The organism is Chryseobacterium sp. FR054, assembly GCF_056844565.1.
The window spans coordinates 997,163-1,022,143 of record NZ_JBXDSA010000002.1 but is presented as its reverse complement, the minus strand read 5'-3'; the positions used below and the strand labels follow the sequence as shown (position 1 = coordinate 1,022,143).

The following is a 24,981-nucleotide window of genomic DNA, read 5'->3' as shown; positions in this document are numbered from 1 at the left end:
AATATGAAGAAAACAGCCTTATACGATAAACACGTTTCTTTGGGCGCTAAAATCGTACCTTTTGCAGGTTTTGAAATGCCTGTACAGTATTCAGGAGTAACAGAAGAACACTTTGCAGTAAGAGAAAAAGCAGGATTGTTTGATGTTTCACACATGGGACAGTTCTTTATTGAAGGACCGGGTTCCAAAGATCTTCTTCAGCTCGTTACCACCAATAATGTAGACGCTCTGGAAAACGGAAAAGCACAATATTCATGTCTTCCGAATGAAAACGGCGGAATTGTAGATGATCTTATCGTTTATAAAATGGAAGATGACAAATATTTTGTTGTGGTAAACGCTTCCAATATAGATAAAGACTGGAATCATATTTCAAAATACAATACTTTCGGGGCTAAAATGACGAATGCTTCTGATGATATGTCATTATTGGCGGTACAGGGACCTAAAGCCACTGAGATCCTTCAAAAGCTTACTGAAACCAATCTTTCTGAGATTCCTTATTACAATTTCACAGTGGGAAGTATTGCCGGTGTGAACGATGTTATCATTTCCAACACAGGATACACCGGAAGCGGCGGTTTCGAAATTTATTTTAAAAATGAAGATGCCGTAAAACTTTGGGATGAGATCATCAAAGCCGGAGAAGCTGAAGGAATTATCCCTTGCGGACTGGCAGCCAGAGATACTTTGAGACTGGAAAAAGGGTTCTGCCTTTACGGAAATGATATTGACGATACCACTTCTCCTATTGAAGCAGGTTTAGGCTGGATCACAAAATTCGATAAAGATTTTGTTTCCAAAGAGATCTTTGCCAAGCAGAAAGAGGAAGGCGTAACGAGAAAATTAGTAGCTTTTGAGCTTCAGGATAAAGGGGTACCAAGACATGATTATCCGGTAGTAGATGCAGAAGGAAACGTCATTGGAAAAGTAACTTCCGGAACACAGTCTCCTATGAAAAAGATCGGTCTGGGTCTGGCTTATGTGGATAAGCCTCACTTCAAACTGGGTTCTGAAATTTTTATTCAGGTAAGAAACAAAAACATCCCTGCGAAGGTAGTAAAAGCTCCTTTTGTATAAAGGTTCTGAAATAATATGAAAAAGAGACTGTCTCCCGATGGTCTCTTTTTATATTTCCCACAGAGATTTACAGATATCTTTTTTAACCAAACACAGAAGATTTTAACACTTCAGCTATCTGTAAGTTTAAGAACTTTGCACACAGAAGTTCACTTAAGCTCTTAAACCTGTATAATTCGGAGGATAAAAGCAAAGCCTTTGCCAAGTGTTAACGCCTTTGCGCCTTAAAAACATCTTCAGCTTTAAAATATCCTTGCGCCTATTGCGTTTAATCCAACAACATCAAAATCAAAGATTTTTAACATGGGTTTATGATGAACACCAATTTTTACACTGAAATAAGGGCTCTGATTATCTGCCGGATTTGTGAGAAAAAATATCCTTAAACATCTGTGGAACCCAAAGAAAGGGCTAAATAAAACCTTATAGGTTTTAAATCCAATGCTTATTAAAAACCTATAAGGTTGAGTACAGGCAAAACCTGTCTTTATTGTGAAAGACAGAAAAATCTGCAAAGATCTGTGTAATCAGCATTTCAACCAGAACAGACACAGAAGATTTGACACTTCAGTTATCTGTAAGTTTAAGAACTTTGCACATAGAAGCTCACTTAAGCTCTTAAAAACCTGCATAATTCGGAGGATAAAAGCAAAGCCTTTGCCAAGTGTTAACGCCTTTGCGCCTTAAAAACATCTTCAGCTTTAAAATATCCTTGCGCCTATTGCGTTTAATCCAACAACATCAAAATCAAAGATTTTTAGCATGGGTTTATGATGAACTCCAATTTTTTTACACGAAATAACGTTCTGACTATCTGCCGATTTGTGAGAAAAAATATCCCTAAACATCTGTGGAACCAAAAGAAAGGGCTAAATAAAACCTTATAGGTTTTAAATCCAATGCTTATTAAAAACCTATAAGGTTGAGTACAGGCAAAACCTGTCTTTATTATGAAAGACAGAAAAATCTGCAAAGATATGTGTAATCAGCATTTCAACCAGAACAGACACAGAAGAATTGACACTTCAGTTATCTGTAAGTTTAAGAACTTTGCACACAGAAGCTTACCTAAGCTTTAAAAAAGCTGCGTTTTTTATTCGGCCCATAAAAAAGAGACTGTAAAATTTACAATCTCTTTTTTTTCTTACCTGCAGTAACAGCAGAGTGATCTGTCCGGGGTGCACATATCTCCTCTCCCGGGATGGCTTGAAACCACTCCCCCGGCTTCTCCGCAAAGGGTGTAACAATTTATCACGGGTTCTCTTACGCCACCGTTAATGTCTTTTAATACAGACCTGTTCAGTTTTTTTGCTTTTAAAATATTTTTCATAATAATATATTTGGTCTTTTAAAGATACAAATAAAACTTTAAAACATTGTTGTTCAGTATTTTAAATAAAAAATTTCGGCTCCGCTTTGCGGAGCCGAAACCTGTATGTATTGAGAAGCAACTACGCCTCCACTCCGAAGAACAGCCTTAGTGCTTCAACATTTTTCTTGTCATTTCCAACAAAAATCTCTTGATCTGTAAGGAAAACCGGGCGTTTCAGAAAAGTGTAATGATCCAGAAGCAGTTCTTTAAAGTCTTTTTCTGTTAAGGATTTTACATCCAGTCCCCTTGCTTTGATCTGTGTAGATTTTTTACTGAACAGTGCTTCATAGGACTTTGTCTTTTTATGCATTTCTGCAAGCTCTTCTTTGGTTACCGGTTCTTTTTTGATCTCACGAAGTTCCCAGTCTGTAAGGTCAAATTGTGCTAAAATCTTTCTGCAGGTATCGCATGTATTAAGATAAAATACTTTCTTCATTGCTGTTTTAAATCTGTTATTTACTGAATTTCGGTCTTCATCTGAAGTTTCACAGTTCAAAAGTAGGATTTAATCTAAGATTTTGAAAATTATTAAATAACTTTATTCAAATTTTATAAAGATGGACAATAAGCCTATTACTTTTCAGTTTATTTCGGAGCCTTCAGATGTTAATTACGGAGGAAATGTGCACGGAGGAAGTGTAATGAAATGGATCGATCAGGCCGGGTATGCATGTGCCACAACATGGAGCGGCAATTATTCCGTAACTGTTTATGTAGGCGGAATCCGTTTTTACGAGCCCATCAAGATCGGGGAAGTTGTGAAAGTAGATGCACAGGTGATCTATACAGGGTCTTCGAGTATGCATATTGCGATCAATGTTTTTTCACGAAATCTTAAACAGCCTACTTTTGATAAAAAGACCCACTGCATCATTGTTTTTGTGGCAGTAGATGAAAACGGCAAAAAACTTCCGGTTCCCAAATGGATCCCTGAAACGGAAGAGGAAAAGCAGCAGGAGCAGTATGCCAAACGGCTTATGGAACTGAGAACACAGATAGAAGATGAAATGAAACCTTTCCTCTAAGACTCAAAAAATTAAGATTTGAGGTTGTATTCCAACAACTGAAAGATTCGTCAGACAGTATCATTATAATAAATATGAAAAATGTTTTTACGGTCACAGCCCTACTGATCATAGTTTCGTTCCGGGCCCAGACCCATCGCTTCATTTATCAGCTGGAGTATAAAATGGATTCTACGGAAACTCATCATGAAAAACAGAATATGATCCTTGATATTACTCCCAAAGAAGTCAAATTTTACGGACAGGATCTGGCGATTACCGATTCTTTAAACAAAAAATTCGGCACAAATTCCAGCTATACGGATATGTCCGGACAGGTGGTGAAAAGAAAAATCAATTCTTCTGATCATGAAAATTACATCAACATCAAGCAGGGGTATTATTCTTTCAAAACCACAGATAAAATAAACTGGGTTATTGCTGATGAGACTAAAAAGGCAGAAAACTATACTTTGCAGAAAGCCACTACAAAATTCGGAGGCAGAAGCTGGACAGCATGGTTCTGCAAAGACCTCCCGTTCAATGAAGGTCCTTTTAAATTCAGAGGACTGCCAGGGCTTGTTTTTGAACTTTCAGATACAAAGGATAATTTCATTTATACTCTTGTCAAGAGCCAGAAGCTTCCGGAGAGCTATTCCACTCAGAATTTTGTGGAATCCAATTTCGGAAACAAGGCGGTTCCTATTAACGAAAAGCAGAAGTATAAACTGATCATGGAATTTTACAATGATCCGTTTGCTTTTGAGCGAAATAATCTGAACAAAGCCAATACTGACCTGAAAATCAATATCAACGGCAAAGAAATCCGTACTGTTGATGAACTGAATACCCAGACAAGAAACATGCAGGAAGTGATCCGGAAATACAATAATCCTCCGGAGATTGATAAAGCGGTGCACTATCCGCAATAATCAGAGTATATATCGAATGAAGATCAGTCAGGCTGAGAAAATTTTATTGAACAAATTCATACCCATTCAATGACCTTTCCTATATTTCCGGAAAGAAGATTTTTTCATTTTACGGTCTATTTACCTTTAACGCTTTCTTTTCTGCATCCAGAAATTCATACACCGGAAAAGCATCTCCCATGCTGCTGAGTGCAATAATATCGGTATCCGTTTTCAGATCACGCCAGATGACGCATCTGAAACCATTTACTCCTCCCGTATGCATCGCTGTTTGGTCCGAAACATACCAGCCAAAACCATATTCACTGGTTTTTCCATTTTTTAAGGCAGGCAGTTTGTACATCACCTTAGAATTTTCCTCATTCAGCAGCCGGTTTTTTCTTAAAGCCTGATCAAACTGATACAGATCCCAGGTTGTAGAGTAGATACTGCCGTCTCCCACAGTCAGGAGGAAATAATCATCCGGTTTTTTGTCTGCATCATAAGCCTGAGCTCTATCAGAAAGGCGGAACGGTTTCTGCATCGTAAACAAACGAGTGCTTCATTTTCAAAGGGATAAAGATCCTGTCCTGAATGAACTTTTTGTATGACTGACCGGATACAGCTTCTATAATCCTTCCCAATATGATATAACCGCTGTTACTGTATTCAAACCGGCTACCCGAAGGAAACTTCAGCCCCGGTTGTTTTTTCAGAAAATCCAGAACATCATCGTTGGTAATTTTACGGTTTAAAATTAAAACATTTTCATAATCTGCAAGCCCGGAAGTATGGTTAAGCAGTTGCCGTATACTGATATCCTGTGCATATGCCGGAAGATCAGGAATGTAACGGATTGCTTTATCATCATAAGACAGCCGATGCTCCTGCTGCAAAAGCATGATGGCTGCTGCTGTAAACGGCTTGGTGATAGAAGCTATACAAAAAGGAGTATCTTTTGTTAAAGGAATCTTTTTCTCAAAGTTTTTATACCCTAAAGCAGTGTCACAAACAATTTTTCCTTCTTTTACGATAAGAACCGTACCGTTAAGTTTCCCTTTTTTATAAAAATCAAGAACAACTTCTTTTTCTGATTTCTCTCTGCAGGAAAATAAAATCAGCAAAATAAAGCTGAAAGCAAGTGATATTCTGATCATGGCTCTTATATTTAATATTCAATAAGTCAGAGATGTACATTCTAAGTTACACCCGGAACAAATTATATCTGCTTTTTTCAATTCATACCTCAAATTTTCAAATAATAAGGGTTGTTAAGCTGATGAAGAAATATTTACCGGACATTAAGGAAGCTGTTTTATTTTCAGGTATTTTTTTTGAGAAATAAATTCTTATTTCTATATTTGCTTTATCAAAAGGAAATGGTGCTCTTCCTTACCCAACCGCTTTACAAAAGCTGATGACGCCTGATTAAGAGATTATTAACCAATAACTGATCAGGATCAATATGTCAAAAAATCAACGAACATTTAACAGAAAAGCTGTTTTTCATTTTCAATTTTTCTTCAGAAAGTATCCTGCACTGCCCTATATTATAAAGTGGCTCTGCATCAGTATAATTCTTGGGGGCCTTGTAGGAACGGCGTCTGCCGGTTTTCTCCGGTCTCTGGAATGGGCAACCAACTTCAGGGAAACTCACCTTTGGCTGATTGCCCTGCTTCCCGCTGCTGGTTTTCTGATCGGACTTCTGTATTATTATTTCGGGAAAGATGTGGAAGCCGGAAATAATTTACTGATTGACAACATCCACGATCCGAAAGAGATTATTCCGTTCAGAATGGCTCCTTTTGTCTACCTGGGAACCATTGCCACTCATTTTTTCGGAGGATCTGCGGGCCGGGAAGGTACAGCTCTTCAGATGGCAGGTGCTATTGCAGATCAGCTTACCCTGCCATTCAGACTGGATAAGAATGAGCGGAAAATTCTGCTGATTGCCGCCATTGCAGCCGGTTTCGGGTCTGTTTTCGGAACTCCTCTCGCCGGTGCGGTATTCGGTCTTGAAGTTTTTCTGATCGGAAGAATACGCTACAATGCTATTTTTCCAGCCTTTGCTTCCGCTATTCTTGCAGACCAGGCCACGACCCTGTGGAACGTAAAACATACCCATTATCACATCGGCCTTATTCCTAAACTGGAATTCCTGCCTGTTTTATACAGTATTCTGGCCGGTATACTGTTTGGGATCTGCGCTGCTGCCTTCAGTAAGATCATTCACCGGACAGGTTCTGTTTTCAGGGCAAAGATCAAATATCCTCCGCTCCGCCCGGTTATCGGCGGAATTATTATCGCTTTGGCTGTATTTGCTATGGGAACTACCCGATATATCGGTCTTGGAGTTCCTGTTATTGTGGAGTCTTTTGAAAAGCAGCTTCCTCTTTATGATTTTGCTCTGAAGATGATATTTACCATTGTCACACTGTCTGCCGGTTTTAAAGGTGGTGAGGTAACTCCCCTGTTTTTTATCGGGGCTACTTTGGGCAGTGCTTTATCTCTTTTTATTCCGCTTCCGTTTGGTTTGCTTGCAGGAATGGGATTTGTTGCCGTTTTTGCAGGAGCTACCAATACCCCTCTGGCCTGTATGCTGATGGGAATAGAACTTTTCGGAGCTGAATCCGGAGTTTATATTGCGATTGCCTGCATTGTTTCTTATTTACTTTCCGGACACAACAGTATTTACACGAAACAGAAAATCGGGGAAGCGAAAAACAGGAGATATTCTGCTCAGGAGGACAGGTCTGTTTCCGAGTTTTTATAGGGAGGAGAGAAATGTAAATAGTCAATTTTGCTGCACAGGTCAATAGTGCATTGTTATTGTCTGTAAAAATTCACGGCGGAGCCAATTCACCATTGACTATTCACTCTTCTATTCCCGGAAATTCCTTAAGTTTGCCCGATAAATCCAGACGATGTTTGATTACCGATTAAAAGTTTTCCATACCACAGCTTCCAGACTGAGTTTTACCAAAGCATCGGAAGAGCTGCATATTTCCCAGCCGGCTGTAACCAAACATATTAAAGAGATTGAAAACCAGCTGGGAACAAAACTCTTCGACAGAAAAGGAACCTCTATTCAGCTTACGCAAGGCGGAAAAATCTTATATGAATATGCTGAAAAGATCCGGAATATCTACCGTGACCTGGAATTTGAGATCAGCCAGATCAATGAACAGCACAAGGGAAAACTGATCATCGGTGCCAGTACTACTGTCGCCCAGTATGTACTTCCTGAAATTCTTGCCAGATTCAACAGTTATTACAGGGATATTAAAATTGAACTGATCGCCCATAATACTGAATTTATTTCCGATCTGCTGAGAGAGGGTAAAATAGATCTCGGCATTATTGAGGGGGAATCCCAATCTTCCTTTTTCGACTACCGGCCTTTTAAAGCTGACGAAATTGTCCTGACCGCAAAATCTGACCATCCTTCAGCCCATAAAACATTAAGTCTGAAGGACCTTTACAGCCTGGATCTTATTTTCCGGGAACAGGGTTCGGGAACGCAGGAGTTTATTCAGAACCGTCTCAGGGAAAAAGATATTCATATGGAAGAACTTCACACGGTTATTCAGCTGGGAAGCAGTGAAAGTATTAAAAACTACCTGCTGAATTCAGACTGTATGGCATTCCTGTCCATCAGTACCATCATCAATGAGCTGAAAAACAATACGCTTACCGTAGTGGATATTAAAAACTTCAGTATCGAAAGAAATTTTCATTTCATCCTTCCGAAAGGTGAGCAGTCGGAATTGATTAAACTGTTTTTAAGATTTACCAATCAATTATAAAATAAGATATACAAGTCTCTCCCATTTAAAATGGAATGTCTATTATCTATTATCTATTATCTATTATCTCTCTTCCAATTATAACTAAAAGTTATCCATCATAACAAAATACAATTTACTTTGTAATATTAAATTACGGAATTTTGGAGTCTTATCTGAAAATTTATCATATGAAAGATTCCATCCTAAACAATACACTCCGTAAAGCGGTTTTTATTATACCTGCTGTTTTATGCCTTACCCCGTGGGTTTCTTCACCGGTCGCTCTGGCATCAGGATTTGTTCTGGCTGTAACCATCGGTAATCCGTTTGAGAAACACCTGCATCAATATATTCATTTACTGCTCCAGGTTTCTATTGTAGGTCTTGGTTTCGGGCTTAAACTGGATGAGGCCCTGCAGGCGGGAAAATCGGGATTTCTCCTAACGGTAATGAGTATTATAACCGTTATGGTACTTGGATATGTTCTGGGGAGGGTATTTAAACTGGAAAAGAAGCTTTCTTATCTGATTTCTGCGGGAACAGCGATCTGCGGGGGAAGTGCCATTGCAGCGGTCTCTCCTATTATAAAACCGGATACCAGAGAAATATCTCTGGGACTTGCTATTGTTTTTACTTTAAATTCTATCGCCCTGTTTATCTATCCTGCTATCGGGCATATACTTCATCTTTCCCAGGAACAGTTCGGACTGTGGTGTGCGGTAGGTATTCATGATACCAGTTCTGTGGTAGGTGCAGCGGGAAAATACGGCTATGAAGCCTTAAAAACCGCTACCACGGTAAAGCTGGCCCGTGCATTATGGATTATCCCGGTTTCCGTGATCACGATGTTTATCTTTAAAAATAAAGGATCAAAGATTAAAATCCCGTGGTTTATCGGATGGTTTATTCTTGCTATACTCCTGAACACTTATTTTCCTGTTTTTGACTTTTTCAGCAGTACGGTAACTTCTCTGGCCAGATCCGGGCTGAATCTGACCTTATTTTTTATCGGCTCTACGCTTTCGGTACAGACTTTAAAAACGATTGGAATGAAGCCGCTGGCAATGGCTGTCATCCTTTGGATCGTGATCAGTGTGGGAAGCCTGCTTTATATCATTCATTAATGCACAGACCTCTTTATGAGGTTTTGCTTTTTACCAAACAAAGAATTATTGATAGGCATTGCTGATTTTTGAAGGATAAAAGGTGATTTAATGAAGCTGGTTTTTAATATTTATTTTAATTGATTTTATTATATTTTGCCACGGCTGCACGAATTTTCCCGTATTTAAATTTCTCATATTCTGCGGATTGAACAGATTTTTAATTAGGAGAGGAATAAAAATCGTAGGTGGATTCTATGCGCGAATTTTTTTCTCTCGCAAATCTGGCAGATTGAGCAGATTTTTTCTTCTGTGGCAAACAGAAATCGTAGATTTCTAAAAACTCATGTGCACTTTTATGCATAAAGCTTTAATGTTATTTTGAACTTAAGTGTAAAGCCTTTTGTGTCTGTTGTGGTTAAAAATACTTCATTGCCACGAACACACGAATGATTTATTAGTTTATTAATGATATTTTAGGACAATATATTCTTGTTAATCACGATCAACAAAGCACAAAAACCTCCCGGAAATCCGAAAGGCTTTTGCATATTAAATGTGGAAATGTTTATTCTGTAAATAAAACCAGGCTTACATTGCAGCTTCACCACAGTTATATCCCTGTGTACAGGCGATATACTGCACGCAGTACCATGGCCCTGTTACGGAACCTGAGCAACTGCATCCGCAAAGAGATAAATCAGGTTTTCCGCTTATTCCTCCTGCAATGTTTTTAAGATCTGTTTTTGTTAGTTTTTTCGCGTTTTTCATAATGGTTGTGGTTTGGTTTGGAGATTTAACAATATAGTTTAGTTACATTTCAAAGTTAAACAAATATTAATTATTCGCAACATAATTTATCATAAAATTTAATAAATCATTGATTTCATTAATATTATTAACATAGTAAAAAAAAATACCTCCGTAATATTTATTAAACAAGCCTCAGTTCAGCCTGAATTTGGAAGAGAGCACCGGAACCCAGATTATTTTTAATTTTATTACCGTTCTAAATTTTATAATGACGATCAATACCAGGCCCTGAATATAACAAAACCTTCCGGTTTCCCGAAAGGTTTTTACTCAATGAAATGTTTATATCAACAGGTCATTACCTGCAGACATCTCTTGTATTTTACACAATATGACGGACCTGTTACCGCTCCCGTACAGCTGCATCCGCATTTTGAAAGATCCGGAGTCACTGCTCCTCCAACTCCTCCTATGATGTTTTTAAGGTCATCTTTTTTTAACTTTTTTGCTTTTTTAAAAATTTCCTGTGACATGATGTTTTGATTTTAATTAAACAATAGAATTAAATTCGCTTACTTTCAAAAGTAAATAAATAATAATTATTTTAAACCCAATAAAATGTTAATTTATTCATTTACTTACGATTAACCTTTCTATCATTCTGTAAATTCCAGGTCTTTATTATGGGTTTCAGAAATCGTAAGCGCCGAATAAAATGCCAGTCCAAATACAAGGGCTCCTACTATGGCAGCACTTATAATTACAGAAAAATTGGTTTTCAAAAGATCAAAAGCCAGGATCATCACAGGAACCAGTCCCCTTACCATATTGGGAACAGTAGTTGTTGCTGTGTTTCTGATGTTGGTTCCGAACTGCTCTGCCGCCAGTGTAACGAACATTGCCCAGTATCCGGTTCCCAGCCCAAGCCATACGCAGAAAATGTAGTACCGGGTTTCCGTATCCGTATTTCCGAACAGCATGATCGCTACCCCGGCCAGTGTAAAAAGAAGCATATAAAATATGGCCATTTTCCTGGATTTCAGAGCATGGGAAATGAATCCGCTCATCAGATCTCCCACAGAAATACCCACATACGCCCACATAATGGCTTTTCCGGGATTGAGCTCTTTTATTCCTAATTCAGGAGCAAACTGATTGGCTAGAACCGCAAGGATACCGATACAGAACCACGTAGGCAATCCCACGGCAATGCATTTCAGATACCTGATCAGGCGGTCTTTATGGGTAAAAAAGGATAAGAAATTTCCTTTTGAAACGTTTTTATGCTCAATATTCTTATAAATTCCTGATTCTGAAACGCTGATTCTCAGCAGTAACAGAAGAATTCCCATAACACCACCTATGATATAGGAAATGTTCCATCCGCCGGCCAGCTCCACCGTCAACTGAGCCACTACCGCTCCCATCAGGCCAAATCCTGCCACTACCGAGGTACCGATTGCCCTGAGATTCTTCGGCAGACTTTCAGAAACAAGGGTAATTCCGGCTCCAAGCTCTCCGGCCAGCCCGATACCCGCAATAAACCTTAAAGCGGCGTATTGATACACCAGATGCTCTTTAGGAAAGTAAGGAAGAAATCCACAGGCTATGTTCGCCAGGGAGTAAACCAAAATAGAACCGAAAAGCACAGAAAGCCGTCCTTTTTTGTCTCCGAATATTCCCCAGAACACCCCTCCTATCAGAAGCCCTACCATCTGGCAGTTCAGGATAAAGGTTCCGTCGGTATCCGGGTTTAGGCCCAATGCCTTTAAACTGGGAATCCTCACAATTCCGAACAGCAGCAGGTCATAAATATCTACGAAATATCCCAAAGCAGAAATAATAACGGGAATAGAAAAAATATACTTCAGTTTTGAAGACAGGGATAGTTCTTGCATTTTTAAGTTTTGATAAAAATAAAAAACCTTCCAGTTTCCTGAAAGGTTTTTATAAAATATCTTGATCCGATTATTATCTTGCAATATTCACGGCTCTTGTCTCTCTGATTACGGTTACTTTTACCTGTCCCGGATAAGTAAGCTCGTTCTGGATCTTTTCAGAGATGTCATATGATAACTGAGAAGCAACTTCATCATTTACCTTTCCACTCTCTACCATTACTCTAAGCTCTCTACCTGCCTGGATCGCATAAGCGCTTGATACGCCGTCGAAGCTTAATGCAGCAGATTCAAGATCTTTCAGTCTCTGAATGTAAGATTCCAGCACCTGTCTTCTTGCTCCCGGTCTTGCTCCTGAAATGGCATCGGCTACCTGGATGATCGGAGATAAAAGAGATTTCATTTCAATTTCATCGTGGTGAGCACCGATTGCGTTCACTACTTCAGGGTTTTCTCCGTATTTCTCAGCCCACTGCATTCCCAGTAAAGCGTGAGGAAGTTCAGATTCCTGCTCCGGTACTTTCCCTATATCGTGTAAAAGACCTGCTCTTTTGGCTAATTTCACATTTAATCCAAGTTCTGCGGCCATTGTTGCAGCGATATTCGCTACTTCTCTTGAGTGCTGAAGTAAGTTTTGTCCGTAAGAAGAGCGGTATTTCATTCTACCGACGATCTTGATCAGTTCAGGATGTAATCCGTGGATTCCCAGATCAATGATGGTTCTTTTTCCTACTTCTATGATTTCTTCTTCAATCTGTTTTCTTGTTTTTTCCACCACTTCTTCAATTCTGGCCGGGTGGATTCTTCCGTCCGTTACCAGTCTGTGAAGGGATAGTCTGGCGATCTCTCTTCTTACCGGATCGAAGCATGAAAGAAGGATGGCTTCAGGAGTATCGTCAACGATAATTTCTACACCTGTTACGGCTTCCAAAGCACGGATATTTCTACCTTCTCTACCGATGATTCTACCTTTTACCTCATCAGATTCGATATTGAAAACAGATACTGAATTTTCGATAGCCTGCTCGGTTCCGATTCTCTGGATGGTCTGGATAACGATTTTTCTGGCTTCGTTCTTGGCATTCATCTGCGCTTCCTCCATGATTCCCTGAACGTGGGCCTGGGCTCTTGTTTTGGCTTCTGCCTTCATGGTTTCTACCAGTTCTGCTTTGGCTTCTTCTGCAGTGTAATTGGAGATTTTCTCCAGGATTTCCACTTTTTTAGCAGTTGCTATATCCAGTTCCTGCTGTTTTCTGTCTAAGATCTCGTTTTTCTTGGCATAATCTGCGATCTGTCTGTCCAGGTCTTTTTCAAGTTTTCCGGTCTTGCTTAATTCATCGTTCAGTTTGTGCTCTTTGTCTTTTGTTCTTTTTTCTATCTCCTGCATTTTCTTTTCGCGGGACTGGATGTCTGCATCATGCTGTGACTTCAGTTCCAGAAATTTCTCTTTGGCCTGAAGATTCTTTTCTTTCTTTATGGATTCAGCTTGAACATTTGCTTTTTCTATAAGGTTTTCGGCATTTTTCTTTGCATCATCTATAATAAATTTTGCCTTAGTATTCAGTGAGCTTCTCGAGAAAAATATCCCTATCACGGCTCCGATCACTAAGCAAATAACGCCGGCTATAATGGCTGCTGTCATAATATATATTGAGTTTTAATTGTCTTCATATCTAAATAAAAAAAGCCCACAATAATCCAGAGATTGAGAGTAAACTCCTAATCAACACGATTTGAACTGATTTCTGCTGTCTGTAATCCGGACGGACCGGCACGCCATTCAGCGGACATTTGTTCGGTAATTGTTTAGCGTTGAGTTTACCTTTAATGTGTTAGAATTATTGTAGGCAGTTTTTTTCAGGAAAAAAAATCTATTTCCCGATTTCATTCAGCGACTGATTAATTTTCACTAATCTTTCGTTGGTAGAATTTATATTTTTTTCGTAGTTCACAGACACCACTTCAGCATTGGTTCCCAGTTTAAGGGCACACATGGCCAAAGCATCCTGTTTGTCTCTCACATCGAAATTCTGTTCAAAATCTTTAATCATATTTTCAATCTGCTTCCCTACTTTACGCAGAGTTTCTTCCTCTGCGGCCGGTACGTTCAGCGGATACACTCTTCCTGCAATGTTTACGGTTATTCTTCTTACCTCCATTATAATCCACTGTTTTGAAGCTGTGCAATACAGAAATCAATTTCCTTCACCAGTCTGTTGATATGATTTTTCATCAGTCTGTTGTGTTCCGGGTTTCCTGATATTGCTGAATAAAGTTTTATATTTTTTTGTTCTTCTGCTAATACCTGATTTTTCCTCCTCTCTTCGTCGTATTTCTTTTTCAGTTCTTCATGCTCAGTATTTAATTCCGATAATTTTTCAGCAAGATTTTTATAATTCTTCTGTAAATTCAAAATCTTTTTTTCTAATTCTGAAAAATTGTTTTCTAAATCTTGAAGCATTTCAGGTTTTGTATATTCTAACTAATAGCAAAAATAAAAAAATATTGACAGTAACAAAAATAAATGTCCCTATATTTTGATCTGTTCACAAAAAAGGAGATGCAGAAGCACCTCCCTGTGTATTTTTATGAAATATTTTTTATTCAAATTTCAATACGAACATGATGGCTCTCGTCTGAAGGGTAGACATTGCTGTTGCCCAATATGGAGGAGTATTGGCATTGTCTGCTACTTTTTCATTGTTCATGAAGAATGTTCCTCTCACTGCCGGGGTAAGTTTGAATTTATTGAAGTAGAACTGAATTCCCATTTCGGCAGACCAGGCAAAGTTATGGGTGGTTGATCTGAATACCTGCTGCATGTTATCATCTTCTGAAGTTGCATTGGACTGCAGATTGACGATATAGTTAACCCCTGCCGCGATATAAGGTCTTGAATTGTACCATCTCTGACCGTGAAGTTCCAGTAATACAGGAACATCTACAAAAGTAGATTTCACCTCTCTTGTTTTGTCTTTATCCGTCAATGGAAAAGGCATAAATGCAGGATTGGTTAAAGTTCCGGCCGCATACTGGTCATTAGACTGCGTTTCAAAGATCAGCTGCCTCTGAGCAAATTGTAAGCCTGGTTCCAGTCTTAGATCCAAATAATCGTTCAGTCTCCATTTGGCGATAAGACCGGCACCGAAACTGTAACTTTCTTTAGATGTAACAAGATTCTGATTCCCATTCATACCATATCTTGGGTGAAGAACGATACGGTAGTCCAGTCTGTTGCCATTCAAGTAAAAACCCCAGCTGAACTTCTGTTCGTCAAAGTCTTCCAACTTATCCATTCTGTTACGGGTTCTGAATTGTGCGTCTGCAAAAACAGCGATATTTACTGAGGCTAAAACCAGTGCTCTTAATAAAAATTTATTCATAGGTTACTTTGTTGCTTTATAAATTGTGGCTATACCTAAACTTAGTTTTTTATATTCTACTTTCTTAAATCCTGTATCTAAAAGAATTTGTTTCATCTTTTCCCCGAAAGGAAAAGCATTTACAGAATCCGGAAGGTACGTATATGCCCTATTATCTTTAGAAACCAGTCTGCCTATGGCAGGTAATATATTTTTGAAATAAAACATATAAAGCGGTCCCAAGAAACCCTCAACCTTTGAAAACTCCAGTATATAAACACTCTTGTTATCTTTAACTACTCTTCTTAATTCTGCCAAACCTTTGGTAAGGTTCTCAAAATTCCTCACTCCAAATGCAACGGAAACAGCATCAAATCTATTGTCCTCGAAAGGTAAATTTTCAGCATCTCCTTTTTGCATGGAAATTTTGCCGTCTAATTTAAGTTTTTTTATTTTAATAACGCCAACATTTAGCATTTGTTGTGATAAATCCAAACCAATTACTTTCGCACCGGTTCCTTTTTCAATGGTGATTGCCAGATCTCCCGTTCCTGTAGCCACATCCAGCACTTCCTGCGGGTCGTCATTTTTCATCATTTTCACCAGCGTATTCCTCCACAGCACATCAATTTTCATTGATAAAACATGGTTCAGAAGGTCATACTTCGGTGCAATATTGTCGAACATATCCTCTACCTGGCTCTTTTTTGTAGCCTCAGAATTGTAGGGAGTAACTTTGGTAATATCTTTTGTCAAAACTTAAAACTTGTAATATTCTTTATAATAATTAAGGTAATCCTGCTTTCTGAAGATTTTTGACCTGGACTCCACTTTCTGGATGTTTTTGATCAGTTTGTCATAATCTTCGTCTACATTGTAATAAAAATCATCCGTATACAGCTTATTGAAATGCTTAGCTCCTCCGAAATATTCTTTACCGTCAATGGTTGTCTTGCCCAGCTGCATCAGTAATGAATCCTTTTTAAGATTGTATCCGTAATACTGGTCGTTTACATAATAATCCTGATGTGCAATATTGAGAAGGCCACGGATTTTATTCACTTCAAACGCTGAATCATAGAGCATCTTCTTATTCTGGTCGAAAACTTTGATGGAGTTTTTCCCCTTATTCAGATCCACATGCACAGACTGCCCCGCCGAGATAACACCTTCGGAGCCGTTATTGATTTTAAAATAATACGTATTGGGAGTAGGATTATCTACGACATAATAATTCTTCTTGGCTAAAAAAAGGAAGTAGATCCCAAAGGCAACGATAAACGCCACAGCTGCAATAAGTAAGCCTTTTAAGGACGGATTGTTTTTCATAGATTGTAAAGTACAATTTTTGCAAATTTAATAATATTTTTAATTCTCCGTTATTAATATTAATTATTAACTTTGCATCTTTAAAAAAATCATATAAACGAATGCCGAATACGATCATTATTGGTTCCGGATCCTATATTCCTAACAGAGTTATTGGTAGAGACTATTTCATGGATTCTGAGTTCTACACGGAAGACGGGGTGAAGATTGATAAACCTGCCGAAGAAACTATTGCCAAGTTTGTAGAAATCACAGAAATAGAAAACAGAAGATTTATTGAGGACGACCTTTCCAACTCACAAATCGGGTATGAAGCTGCTAAACTGGCTATTGAAGACGCGAAAATAGATGGCGAGGAACTGGATTATATTATTTACGCAAGCAATTTCGGGGAAGTAACCCTAAACGGATATGCTGATTTTATGCCGACAATGGCCGCCAGAGTAAAGAATAAATTAGGCATCAAAAACAGGAAATGCGTTACCTATGATATGCTTTTCGGATGTCCGGGATGGGTGGAAGCGATGATTTTAGCAGATAACCTGATCAAAGCCAAAACAGCTAAAACAATCCTTGTTATCGGAGGCGAAACATTAAGCAGGGTAACCGATCCGCACGACAGAAACAGGATGATCTTTGCAGACGGTGCAGGTGCTGTGGTGGTAAAAGCCACTGATGACGAAAATGTAGGAATCATTTCCCACAATACCATTTGTGACAACGGATCTGAACTGAATTACCTGGCCAACGGACCTTCCATCAACAAAGATTCTGACCAGAACCGTATTTTCGTAAGAATGCAGGGAAGAAAAATCTATGAGTACGCTCTTAAAAACGTTCCCGTAGCCATCAAAGAAACTATTGATGATGCCGGACTTTCTATTCAGGATATTGATAAAATCCTTATTCACCAGGCGAATGCCAAGATGGATTATGCCATGATTGAAAGACTTCACAAGCTTTATGATGTAAAAGATTATGATCATGCAATCTCTCCTATGACGATCCAGGACCTGGGAAATACGTCTGTTGCAACAATTCCTACCATGTATGATTTAATAATTAAAGGAAAAATGGAGGGTCAATCGTTTAAAGATAATGGTAACATTGTGATGACTTCGGTAGGTGCCGGAATGAACATCAATGCTATCGTTTACAGATTTCCTTAATAACAGTTTTAATTAAAAAATATGAAAGCACAAAAGGAAGTCTTCTTTTGTGCTTTTTTTAGATACGATCATGAAGAATTTTTTAATCGTTGGCGCTATCTTCTTTATTTTAGAAGTTTATATTTACCAGGCCATAAGGACTTTAACCGATAATTTCTGGATACGGCTCGGATATTGGGTGGTATCTTTGGCTGTTTACGGGTTTTTCGCCTATGAAGTCTCTCATTTCCAAAAGGCAGACAGAACTTCGCTGAGAGCCCAGATCGCTATTTCCCTGTTTCTGATCTTTATTCTTCCGAAAATTTTCATCGTCCTGTTTTTACTGATTGATGATATTTTCAGAACAGGAAGCTATTTAGTAGGTTTAACACAGCCTAAAGAGAACTTTTTCCCGGAGCGAAGAAAGTTTCTGAGCCTGGTCGGGCTGGGGCTAGGAGGTGTACTTTCAGCTCTTTTTATTGATGGAATTACCTTCGGAAAATACAGACATAAAGTAAGAAAGATCAAAGTAAAAATACCGGGATTGGGTAAAAACTTTAAAGGCTATAAAGTTATCCAGATCTCTGACGTTCACAGCGGAAGTTTCCCGGATCCTGACAAGCTTCAGCATGCGGTTGACCTGATCAATGAACAGAAGCCCGACCTCGTGCTTTTCACCGGAGATATGGTGAATAATGTGGCGGAGGAGTTTAAACCCTTCATCCCGTTGTTTTCAAAAATAAAAGCCAAAGACGGAAAATTAGCCGTACTCGGCAATCACGATTACGGAGATTATGTAACATGGACTTCCCCGGATGCTAAAAAGAAGAATCTGGATACCCTCATCGATTATGAAAGACAGGCCGGATTTGACATGCTGAGAAACGAAAACAGAATCATTGAAAGAAACGGTGAAAAATTATACGTCCTCGGAGTTGAAAACTGGGGGCTGAAGCCTTTCCCTCAATTCGGAAAGATTGACGATGCCTTAAAAGGAGTTCCGGAATCTGCTCCGAAGATCCTGATGAGCCACGACCCTACCCACTTTGATTATGTGGTGAAAAAACACCCGGGAAACATCTATTTAACCCTTTCCGGGCATACCCACGGAATGCAGTTCGGACTTGATCTGAAAAATGTGAAGTGGTCTCCGGTACAATACCGTTATCCGAAATGGGCTGATCTGTATGAAAGTGAAGGAAAAATGCTTTACGTCAACAGAGGATTTGGAGTATTGGGCTATCCGGGAAGAGTTGGAGTATTGCCGGAAATTACTCTTTTTGAATTAAGTTAAGGAATACAAGGCTCAGTACATACCTTTCTCTCCTACAAAAGAACAGCATTTGATCTAAAGATATCTTTGAGCAAACAGCTCAATAAGTGTCTTTGAATCAAGTGCTTTTTTGTCCAGAGCAGTTAACGTTTCACGAACTTTCGGAAACTCATCTACAAATTCAAGCCCTTTCTCTTCTTTCAAACTGAATTCTGCCATTATCATCCTAAACCATTCTTCATCGGTTCCCCAATATTTAACATATTTGCTTTCATCAACAAATACCTCGATAAGAGTTTCACCGTCATTATAAATGAATCCATAATTAATAAAGGCATCCTCCACTAATTCATACTGATACCGGGCTATAAAATCCAATGTTTTTTCTTTACTCTGATAGTTTCCATAATTAAGCTCAACATCCACATGCCCGAACAGAAACGAAACCTCTTCAGGAAGCGTCTGTGCCAATGCCATAATCAAACTCCAGAGCCTGGGGTTATCTATATTAATCTCAGCATAGAATCTGAAACCTAAAGAAGCATGTTCCGGGTTATCATCATCTTTTAAATTCACAGTATACCCTTCAATAATATTCGCATATTGGCTTTCTTCCCATCTTTTTAAAATAGCCGGATTCTTTGGAAGTTCATCTTCATTTAAAAAACGAATGGTTTTGGGTAATTGCAGCCGGGGTTTTATCATCATTTAGAATATATAATCTTTCATTCGGGAAGTAGCCAGTTCTTTCTCATTGATCCACGTAAGGAGAGCATCCAGTTTGTCCTCCATTTTTTTACCCGAAAACAGGCTCCTGTAAAATGGGATATCAAACCGGTATTTATTAAAATCGGTAAACTGCCAGGAGTTCAGATAGATCAGAACAAAATCATCATTTTTCAGGGTTTCGAATACCATATTCTGATAATACTTCATCGGCAGGATCTGAAATACAAAATCATTATACGGCAGCTGGCTGTATGGAGAAATACTTTCCGGTACAATGCTCAGCCCGTCCTCTTCTGTGATCTCGGTATCTCTTTTCAGTCTTTTGAAGGGGAAAAGAATATCCGCATTATCGATATTGGAGATATAGTTAAATTCCAGTGATTTCAGATTTTCCTGAGGTTCCTTGTGATCTTTCTGCCGGATCCCCCGGATCTGTTTTTCCAGAAGTTCCTGGATATTTTTCTTCACCTCTTCTATTTCCTGAAGATTTGAACTTCTGTTATAAAAAGCAATTTCATGCCCCTGGGATGAAATTGCTTTGATTAAATTTTTAAGTTTTTCCGCAATGGAAATCTCCACAAAAAAACTTGCTTTTACATCGTGAATATCTAAAATTCTCAACAGTGCTTTGGTATTGTCTTCTGTAATTTTCAATCTTTCATCATCAGAAATCTGAGCCTCTTTTTTAGCAGGAGCTTCCATATTCAGGATGTTAAAAGTGAGCAATATCATATGAACTAAATTTTAGATAATATTTATAATTAATTAAAAATCAGATGTTAAATAAATTTTTAATTAAACTTTAACTTGAAGTAATTATTTTTTAGCTAATTTTACTTTAAGATTTTTGATCATGTCTTTCGTCATCTCGGAAATTCCGAAATCGTAGGTCAGTCCCCAGTCTTTTTTAGCGACAGAATCATCAATGGAAGCCGGCCAGGAATCTGCAATTGCCTGTCTGAAATCCGGGTTATAATCAATGGTAAAATCCGGAATTTCTTTTTGGATTTCTTCAGCCAGTTCTTTCGGGGTAAATGACATTCCTCCCAGATTATATGATGAACGGACCGTTAAACTTTCTTTCGGAGCTTCCATCAGTTTCAGGGTTGCATTGATGGCATCATCCATATACAGCATCGGCATTCCTGTATTTTCGGAAATGAAGCTTGTGTATTTTCCGTCTTCTATGGCTTTGTAAAAAATCTCCACTGCATAATCTGTGGTTCCGCCACCTGCCGGAGTTTTCCATGAAATCAGTCCAGGATACCTGATGCTTCTTACATCTACCCCGTGTTTGTCGAAATAGTACTCACACCACTTCTCCCCTGCCATTTTAGAGATTCCGTACACGGTAGTCGGATTCAGAACTACATCCTGTCCTACGTCATGCTTTGGAATTCCTTTTCCAAACACAGCGATTGAACTTGGCCAGAAGATCTTTTTTATCAGTCCTTCTTTCGCCATTTCGCAAAAGTGAAGCAGAGGTTCCAGATTCAGTTTCCAGGCAAAAACAGGCTGCTTTTCGGAGGTCCCTGACAGAAGTGAAGCCAGATGATACACAGTTGTGATATCGTAATCTTTAATCACCTGTCTTACCAGTTGGGTATTGGTAACGTCCATTCTTTCATAATGAGCAGCGGAAGTAATTCCCTCCTGCCATCTGTCCAGTCCTGAAGCAACTACATTGTCTGCTCCGTGAATTTCAACAAGTCTGTTGGTAAGTTCGGTGCCGATTTGTCCCAGAGCACCCGTAATCAGTATTCTTTCCGTATAGGATTCCATTTTTCAGATTTTTTTAGAATTGTACAAAAGTAAAAAAATCATGCTTATCATAATAAAAAAGGTACCTTAAAAACATTCTCTATAAAAGTGATTGAAAAAAATCATCATCAAAAATCAGATTTCCGGGAAAACAATCATAATCCTATTTCAATGAAAAATAATCAACAGCATCAGCAGCAGGTAGTTTTATTAACTGTCACTTATATGATGACGGAATATTCCATTGGATTAGCGGGCAGCTCTTTACATTGAAAAAATATCTACTTTTGTTATAAAGAAAATCCTATGAAGAAGTTTTTTATCACCGCAGTCCTGCTGGCCGGTCCGTTTTATTGGGCCCAGTTTACAGATATCAGCATTGTAAAAGAGGTAAAAGTAAAGAATAAAGGCGTGGTGGTATCTGCCCATCCCCTGGCCAGTGAAGCAGGCGCAAAAGTACTTAAAATGGGCGGAAATGCCTATGATGCTGTTGTTGCTGCACAATATGCCCTGGCTGTTGTATATCCCCAGGCAGGAAATATCGGAGGAGGCGGATTTTTAGTCGGTGTGAAAAACAACGGAGAGAAATTTACTCTGGATTACAGGGAAACCGCTCCCAAAAAGGCTTCCAGAGATATGTATATCGATAAAAAAGGAAAAGCAGATACGGATCTTTCCCAAAACGGAAGACTGGCAGTAGGCGTTCCGGGAAGTGTCGCAGGTTTTTTTGCCACTTTAAAGTACTGCAAATTACCGATGGAAAAAATCATCCAGCCCGCCATTGACCTGGCGGAACAGGGATTTGCCATTACGGAACAGGAAGCTGATATGCTTAATAATAACAGGGAACATTTCTTAAAACACAATAAATCGGCCACTGTTTTTGTGAAAGAAAATCCGTGGAAAGCAGGTGATCTTCTGATTCAGAAGGAGCTTGCAGAAACCTTAAAACTCATCCAGAAGCAGGGAGCAAAAGGTTTTTATGAGGGAAAAACAGCTGAACTCCTGGTTGCTGAAATGAAAAAAGGCAATGGAATTATCACCCTGGAAGACCTTAAAAACTATAAAGTGGCGGAAAGAAAAGCTCTGGAATTCGATTACAAAGGCAATAAGGTGGTTTCAATGCCCCTGCCTTCAAGCGGCGGCGTTCTTCTCGCCCAGATGCTCAGAATGGCCAGCTTTGAAAATCTTGAGAAATACCAGCAGAACTCTGCAAAAGCCGTGCAGATCATGACAGAAGCAGAAAGAAGAGCTTTTGCGGACCGCGCAGAGTATATGGGCGATCCTGATTTCATTCAGGATAAAACCGCTTATCTGATTTCTGATGATTATCTGAAAAACCGCTGGAAGAGTTTCAGCTTCAGTAAAGCAACGCCAAGTTCCGAAGTTGGAAAAATCATTCCCCAGCCTAAAGAATCTACCCAGACTACCCATATTTCCGTTCTGGATAAAGACGGAAATGCAGCTTCTGTAACCACAACACTCAACGGCTATTATGGAAGTAAAGTAGTGGTTTCCGGAGCAGGATTCTTTCTAAATAATGAGATGGACGACTTTTCCATCAAGCCGGGGGTTCCGAATATGTTCGGTGCCGTAGGCGGAGAAGCCAATTCAATACAGCCCAATAAAAGAATGCTTTCTTCCATGACCCCTACCATTCTTCTGAAAAACGGAAAACCCTATATGGTTGTGGGAACTCCGGGAGGAACCACAATTCCTACTTCTGTATACCAGTCGATTGTGAATGTTGTGGACTTTAAACTGAATGCCAATATTTCCGTTAATGCTCCTAAATTCCATCACCAGTGGCTTCCGGAAACCATTAAGGTTGAAAATAATTTCCCCGAAAGTACAATCGCTGAACTGCAGAGTAAAAATTACGTGATTGAAAAGGTAAAACAGATCGGAAAAACAGAAATGATCGTTCTTGATGACAACGGAAATATTCATGCTGTGGCAGACGGCCGTGGTGACGATTCCGTTGCGGTTGAATAAAAGAATCTCACAAATAGTTTCATAAAAATATCCCGGGTAATAGGGTCCGGGATATTTTTTATCTGTTTCATCCCAAAGCCGGCAGGCAGCAATTAAAAGCCCTCAATTATTCCTGACTTTTATCATGTTTTCATATAAAATTCTTAATTTCCCCCCTTGAAAACAAGACTCTCTTTGAAAGCTAAAAAAATCTATCAGCAACTTTATTTCCAGGTGATTATTGCGATAGCCGCGGGTATTCTTTTGGGAAATTTTTACCCTGAACTGGGTGAAAAAATGAAACCTCTGGGCGACGGATTCATTAAACTCGTTAAAATGATTATCGCACCGGTGATCTTCATTACCCTCACTCTGGGAATTGCTCACATGACTGATCTTAAAAAAGTAGGAAGAATCGCTGTAAAGGCTATGATCTATTTTTTCACGTTTTCCACTTTAGCCCTTATCATAGGTCTGGTAGTAGGAAATCTGCTTCAGCCGGGACATGGGCTGAATATTGATCCGTCCACGCTTTCCGGAGACGTTTCCCAGTATCAGCAGAAAGCCCATGAGACTACTCTGACCGGATTTATTATGAATATTATTCCGGATACCCTTTTCAGTCCGCTGGTGGGTGAAAATATTCTCCAGGTGCTTCTAGTGGCGATACTGATGGGAACAGCTCTTGTTTTAACGAAAGAGAAAAGCCGGAAAGTGACTGATTTTCTTCAGGATCTTTCAACACCCGTTTTCAAAATTGTTCATATGCTGATGAAGCTGGCTCCCGTCGGGGCTTTTGGAGCTATGGCTTTTACGATTGGTAAATACGGCCTTCATTCGGTTCTGAATCTGATATTTCTGGTGGCCACATTTTATATTACGTCTTTCCTGTTTGTTGTTCTGGTATTAGGAGCCGTGGCATGGTATAACGGATTTAACATTTTTAAACTTATGTTTTATCTGAAGGAAGAACTTCTTCTTGTTTTAGGAACCAGCTCTTCCGAATCTGCCCTTCCGGGGATTATGGAAAAACTTGAAAAGGCAGGCTGCTCCAGAGCGATTGTGGGGCTGGTAGTCCCAACCGGGTATTCTTTTAATCTGGATGGAACCAATATTTATATGACGCTTGCTTCTTTATTTATTGCACAGGCTCTGAATATCCATCTTCCAGTTGAAAAACAGCTGATGCTGCTTCTGGTAGCTATGCTCAGTTCAAAAGGGGCTGCCGGCGTTACGGGTGCCGGATTTGTAACATTGGCCGCTACTCTGGCTGTTGTTCCGGAAATCCCGATTGCCGGAATGACTCTGATTCTGGGAATTGATAAATTTATGAGTGAATGCCGGGCCTTAACCAATGTTATCGGAAACTCTGTGGCAACAGTGGTTGTCGCCAACTGGGAAAAACAACTGGATAAAAAGCAGCTGCGGTACTGCCTTGATCATCCGGCTGAGATAGAAAAAAACCTGGAAGTGTAACCAAAAGCCGAATCCGTTCC

At 39.2% G+C, this 24,981-nt stretch carries 26 protein-coding genes and 1 riboswitch; of the genes, 10 read left to right on the top strand and 16 right to left on the bottom strand.

Annotated elements, in window-relative coordinates; translation table 11 throughout:
* The first annotated feature begins 3 nt into the window (after nucleotides 1–3).
* Nucleotides 4–1,080: a glycine cleavage system aminomethyltransferase GcvT gene (gene gcvT, locus AC106S_RS11930; protein WP_482439331.1), complete on the top strand. Its 1,077-nt coding sequence runs from the start codon at nucleotides 4–6 to the stop codon at nucleotides 1,078–1,080.
* A gap of 1,144 nt (nucleotides 1,081–2,224) precedes the next feature.
* On the opposite strand, the gene AC106S_RS11925 is transcribed toward gcvT, so the two are convergent.
* The gene (locus AC106S_RS11925) at nucleotides 2,225–2,410 is read right to left on the bottom strand and encodes a hypothetical protein (RefSeq protein ID WP_482439329.1); all 186 of its coding nucleotides are present in this window, start codon (nucleotides 2,408–2,410) and stop codon (nucleotides 2,225–2,227) included.
* 121 nt (nucleotides 2,411–2,531) lie between these two features.
* Complete coding sequence (locus AC106S_RS11920) at nucleotides 2,532–2,888, bottom strand: arsenate reductase family protein (RefSeq protein WP_482439328.1); 357 nt, start codon at nucleotides 2,886–2,888, stop codon at nucleotides 2,532–2,534.
* 121 nt (nucleotides 2,889–3,009) lie between these two features.
* Here AC106S_RS11920 and AC106S_RS11915 point away from each other — a divergent pair, with 121 nt between their 5' ends.
* Together AC106S_RS11915 and AC106S_RS11910 are read left to right on the top strand one after the other, a co-directional pair.
* A complete protein-coding gene (locus AC106S_RS11915) occupies nucleotides 3,010–3,477 on the top strand; it encodes an acyl-CoA thioesterase (protein WP_062697053.1) in 468 nt (155 codons plus the stop codon).
* Nucleotides 3,478–3,551: 74 nt separating this feature from the next.
* Complete coding sequence (locus AC106S_RS11910) at nucleotides 3,552–4,388, top strand: GLPGLI family protein (RefSeq protein WP_482439326.1); 837 nt, start codon at nucleotides 3,552–3,554, stop codon at nucleotides 4,386–4,388.
* 109 nt (nucleotides 4,389–4,497) lie between these two features.
* Here AC106S_RS11910 and AC106S_RS11905 read toward each other — a convergent pair whose 3' ends face one another.
* Nucleotides 4,498–4,911 carry a serine hydrolase gene (locus tag AC106S_RS11905; RefSeq protein ID WP_482439324.1) on the bottom strand — a complete coding sequence of 138 codons (414 nt, stop codon included), beginning with the start codon at nucleotides 4,909–4,911 and terminating at the stop codon, nucleotides 4,498–4,500.
* Nucleotides 4,886–5,524 (bottom strand): serine hydrolase domain-containing protein, encoded by a 639-nt coding sequence (locus AC106S_RS11900; protein WP_482439323.1) that lies wholly within the window; start codon nucleotides 5,522–5,524, stop codon nucleotides 4,886–4,888. Before AC106S_RS11900 ends, AC106S_RS11905 begins: the two co-directional genes overlap by 26 nt.
* Before the next feature lie 209 nt (nucleotides 5,525–5,733).
* Nucleotides 5,734–5,801, top strand: a riboswitch (Fluoride riboswitch).
* A 31-nt stretch (nucleotides 5,802–5,832) separates the two neighbouring features.
* On the opposite strand from AC106S_RS11900, the gene AC106S_RS11895 reads away from it, so the two are divergent.
* From AC106S_RS11895 to AC106S_RS11885, 3 genes are all read left to right on the top strand, one after another.
* Nucleotides 5,833–7,140: a voltage-gated chloride channel family protein gene (locus AC106S_RS11895; RefSeq protein WP_482439321.1), complete on the top strand. Its 1,308-nt coding sequence runs from the start codon at nucleotides 5,833–5,835 to the stop codon at nucleotides 7,138–7,140.
* Between the two features lie 151 nt (nucleotides 7,141–7,291).
* A complete protein-coding gene (locus tag AC106S_RS11890) occupies nucleotides 7,292–8,173 on the top strand; it encodes a LysR substrate-binding domain-containing protein (RefSeq protein WP_482439319.1) in 882 nt (293 codons plus the stop codon).
* Nucleotides 8,174–8,343: 170 nt separating this feature from the next.
* Complete coding sequence (locus AC106S_RS11885) at nucleotides 8,344–9,279, top strand: YeiH family protein (protein WP_482439317.1); 936 nt, start codon at nucleotides 8,344–8,346, stop codon at nucleotides 9,277–9,279.
* Nucleotides 9,280–9,849: 570 nt separating this feature from the next.
* Here AC106S_RS11885 and AC106S_RS11880 read toward each other — a convergent pair.
* From AC106S_RS11880 to AC106S_RS11840, 9 genes are all read right to left on the bottom strand, one after another.
* Nucleotides 9,850–10,029 carry a hypothetical protein gene (locus AC106S_RS11880; RefSeq protein WP_153399650.1) on the bottom strand — a complete coding sequence of 60 codons (180 nt, stop codon included), beginning with the start codon at nucleotides 10,027–10,029 and terminating at the stop codon, nucleotides 9,850–9,852.
* A 329-nt stretch (nucleotides 10,030–10,358) separates the two neighbouring features.
* Entirely contained in the window at nucleotides 10,359–10,544 is a 186-nt protein-coding gene (locus AC106S_RS11875; protein WP_482439316.1) for a hypothetical protein, read from the bottom strand.
* A gap of 123 nt (nucleotides 10,545–10,667) precedes the next feature.
* Nucleotides 10,668–11,909, bottom strand: coding sequence for an MFS transporter (locus AC106S_RS11870; RefSeq protein ID WP_482439314.1), 1,242 nt, complete (start codon nucleotides 11,907–11,909; stop codon nucleotides 10,668–10,670).
* A gap of 73 nt (nucleotides 11,910–11,982) precedes the next feature.
* Nucleotides 11,983–13,551, bottom strand: a complete 1,569-nt coding sequence (gene rny / locus AC106S_RS11865; RefSeq protein WP_482439313.1) for a ribonuclease Y — start codon at nucleotides 13,549–13,551, stop codon at nucleotides 11,983–11,985.
* 229 nt (nucleotides 13,552–13,780) lie between these two features.
* Entirely contained in the window at nucleotides 13,781–14,068 is a 288-nt protein-coding gene (locus AC106S_RS11860; RefSeq protein WP_482439312.1) for a cell division protein ZapA, read from the bottom strand.
* On the bottom strand, nucleotides 14,068–14,370 hold the full coding sequence (locus tag AC106S_RS11855; RefSeq protein WP_482439311.1) for a hypothetical protein: 303 nt from the start codon (nucleotides 14,368–14,370) through the stop codon (nucleotides 14,068–14,070). The genes AC106S_RS11860 and AC106S_RS11855 overlap by 1 nt, the downstream gene beginning before the upstream one ends.
* Before the next feature lie 139 nt (nucleotides 14,371–14,509).
* Nucleotides 14,510–15,292, bottom strand: coding sequence for a type IX secretion/gliding motility protein PorT/SprT (porT, locus tag AC106S_RS11850; protein ID WP_482439309.1), 783 nt, complete (start codon nucleotides 15,290–15,292; stop codon nucleotides 14,510–14,512).
* Between the two features lie 3 nt (nucleotides 15,293–15,295).
* Entirely contained in the window at nucleotides 15,296–16,027 is a 732-nt protein-coding gene (ubiE, locus tag AC106S_RS11845) for a bifunctional demethylmenaquinone methyltransferase/2-methoxy-6-polyprenyl-1,4-benzoquinol methylase UbiE (RefSeq protein ID WP_482439308.1), read from the bottom strand.
* A gap of 3 nt (nucleotides 16,028–16,030) precedes the next feature.
* On the bottom strand, nucleotides 16,031–16,600 hold the full coding sequence (locus tag AC106S_RS11840; protein WP_482439306.1) for a hypothetical protein: 570 nt from the start codon (nucleotides 16,598–16,600) through the stop codon (nucleotides 16,031–16,033).
* 101 nt (nucleotides 16,601–16,701) lie between these two features.
* Between AC106S_RS11840 and AC106S_RS11835 the strand changes: the two genes are divergently transcribed.
* Nucleotides 16,702–17,769, top strand: a complete 1,068-nt coding sequence (locus AC106S_RS11835; RefSeq protein ID WP_482439305.1) for a 3-oxoacyl-ACP synthase III family protein — start codon at nucleotides 16,702–16,704, stop codon at nucleotides 17,767–17,769.
* Between the two features lie 67 nt (nucleotides 17,770–17,836).
* Entirely contained in the window at nucleotides 17,837–19,042 is a 1,206-nt protein-coding gene (locus AC106S_RS11830) for a metallophosphoesterase (RefSeq protein WP_482439580.1), read from the top strand.
* A 54-nt stretch (nucleotides 19,043–19,096) separates the two neighbouring features.
* Here the strand turns inward: AC106S_RS11830 and AC106S_RS11825 are convergent, their stop codons facing one another.
* The 3 genes from AC106S_RS11825 to AC106S_RS11815 all read right to left on the bottom strand — a co-directional run bounded on the left by AC106S_RS11825 (nucleotide 19,097) and on the right by AC106S_RS11815 (nucleotide 21,532).
* Nucleotides 19,097–19,729 carry a hypothetical protein gene (locus AC106S_RS11825; RefSeq protein ID WP_482439304.1) on the bottom strand — a complete coding sequence of 211 codons (633 nt, stop codon included), beginning with the start codon at nucleotides 19,727–19,729 and terminating at the stop codon, nucleotides 19,097–19,099.
* Entirely contained in the window at nucleotides 19,730–20,482 is a 753-nt protein-coding gene (locus AC106S_RS11820) for a polysaccharide deacetylase family protein (protein WP_482439303.1), read from the bottom strand.
* Between the two features lie 84 nt (nucleotides 20,483–20,566).
* Nucleotides 20,567–21,532 (bottom strand): NAD-dependent epimerase/dehydratase family protein, encoded by a 966-nt coding sequence (locus AC106S_RS11815; RefSeq protein ID WP_482439301.1) that lies wholly within the window; start codon nucleotides 21,530–21,532, stop codon nucleotides 20,567–20,569.
* A gap of 285 nt (nucleotides 21,533–21,817) precedes the next feature.
* On the opposite strand from AC106S_RS11815, the gene ggt reads away from it, so the two are divergent.
* Together ggt and AC106S_RS11805 are read left to right on the top strand one after the other, a co-directional pair.
* Nucleotides 21,818–23,506, top strand: coding sequence for a gamma-glutamyltransferase (gene ggt / locus AC106S_RS11810; RefSeq protein WP_482439299.1), 1,689 nt, complete (start codon nucleotides 21,818–21,820; stop codon nucleotides 23,504–23,506).
* Nucleotides 23,507–23,680: 174 nt separating this feature from the next.
* Nucleotides 23,681–24,961, top strand: a complete 1,281-nt coding sequence (locus AC106S_RS11805; protein WP_482439298.1) for a dicarboxylate/amino acid:cation symporter — start codon at nucleotides 23,681–23,683, stop codon at nucleotides 24,959–24,961.
* Nucleotides 24,962–24,981: the final 20 nt, after the last annotated feature.

Bases quoted from the DNA above. Each gene is read 5' to 3' on its own strand.
- gcvT (WP_482439331.1), top strand. From the start codon at position 4: ATGAAGAAAACAGCCTTATACGATAAACACGTTTCTTTGGGCGCTAAA.
- AC106S_RS11925 (WP_482439329.1), bottom strand. From the start codon at position 2,410: ATGAAAAATATTTTAAAAGCAAAAAAACTGAACAGGTCTGTATTAAAA.
- AC106S_RS11920 (WP_482439328.1), bottom strand. From the start codon at position 2,888: ATGAAGAAAGTATTTTATCTTAATACATGCGATACCTGCAGAAAGATT.
- AC106S_RS11915 (WP_062697053.1), top strand. From the start codon at position 3,010: ATGGACAATAAGCCTATTACTTTTCAGTTTATTTCGGAGCCTTCAGAT.
- AC106S_RS11910 (WP_482439326.1), top strand. From the start codon at position 3,552: ATGAAAAATGTTTTTACGGTCACAGCCCTACTGATCATAGTTTCGTTC.
- AC106S_RS11905 (WP_482439324.1), bottom strand. From the start codon at position 4,911: ATGCAGAAACCGTTCCGCCTTTCTGATAGAGCTCAGGCTTATGATGCA.
- AC106S_RS11900 (WP_482439323.1), bottom strand. From the start codon at position 5,524: ATGATCAGAATATCACTTGCTTTCAGCTTTATTTTGCTGATTTTATTT.
- AC106S_RS11895 (WP_482439321.1), top strand. From the start codon at position 5,833: ATGTCAAAAAATCAACGAACATTTAACAGAAAAGCTGTTTTTCATTTT.
- AC106S_RS11890 (WP_482439319.1), top strand. From the start codon at position 7,292: ATGTTTGATTACCGATTAAAAGTTTTCCATACCACAGCTTCCAGACTG.
- AC106S_RS11885 (WP_482439317.1), top strand. From the start codon at position 8,344: ATGAAAGATTCCATCCTAAACAATACACTCCGTAAAGCGGTTTTTATT.
- AC106S_RS11880 (WP_153399650.1), bottom strand. From the start codon at position 10,029: ATGAAAAACGCGAAAAAACTAACAAAAACAGATCTTAAAAACATTGCA.
- AC106S_RS11875 (WP_482439316.1), bottom strand. From the start codon at position 10,544: ATGTCACAGGAAATTTTTAAAAAAGCAAAAAAGTTAAAAAAAGATGAC.
- AC106S_RS11870 (WP_482439314.1), bottom strand. From the start codon at position 11,909: ATGCAAGAACTATCCCTGTCTTCAAAACTGAAGTATATTTTTTCTATT.
- rny (WP_482439313.1), bottom strand. From the start codon at position 13,551: ATGACAGCAGCCATTATAGCCGGCGTTATTTGCTTAGTGATCGGAGCC.
- AC106S_RS11860 (WP_482439312.1), bottom strand. From the start codon at position 14,068: ATGGAGGTAAGAAGAATAACCGTAAACATTGCAGGAAGAGTGTATCCG.
- AC106S_RS11855 (WP_482439311.1), bottom strand. From the start codon at position 14,370: ATGCTTCAAGATTTAGAAAACAATTTTTCAGAATTAGAAAAAAAGATT.
- porT (WP_482439309.1), bottom strand. From the start codon at position 15,292: ATGAATAAATTTTTATTAAGAGCACTGGTTTTAGCCTCAGTAAATATC.
- AC106S_RS11840 (WP_482439306.1), bottom strand. From the start codon at position 16,600: ATGAAAAACAATCCGTCCTTAAAAGGCTTACTTATTGCAGCTGTGGCG.
- AC106S_RS11835 (WP_482439305.1), top strand. From the start codon at position 16,702: ATGCCGAATACGATCATTATTGGTTCCGGATCCTATATTCCTAACAGA.
- AC106S_RS11825 (WP_482439304.1), bottom strand. From the start codon at position 19,729: ATGATGATAAAACCCCGGCTGCAATTACCCAAAACCATTCGTTTTTTA.
- AC106S_RS11820 (WP_482439303.1), bottom strand. From the start codon at position 20,482: ATGATATTGCTCACTTTTAACATCCTGAATATGGAAGCTCCTGCTAAA.
- AC106S_RS11815 (WP_482439301.1), bottom strand. From the start codon at position 21,532: ATGGAATCCTATACGGAAAGAATACTGATTACGGGTGCTCTGGGACAA.
- ggt (WP_482439299.1), top strand. From the start codon at position 21,818: ATGAAGAAGTTTTTTATCACCGCAGTCCTGCTGGCCGGTCCGTTTTAT.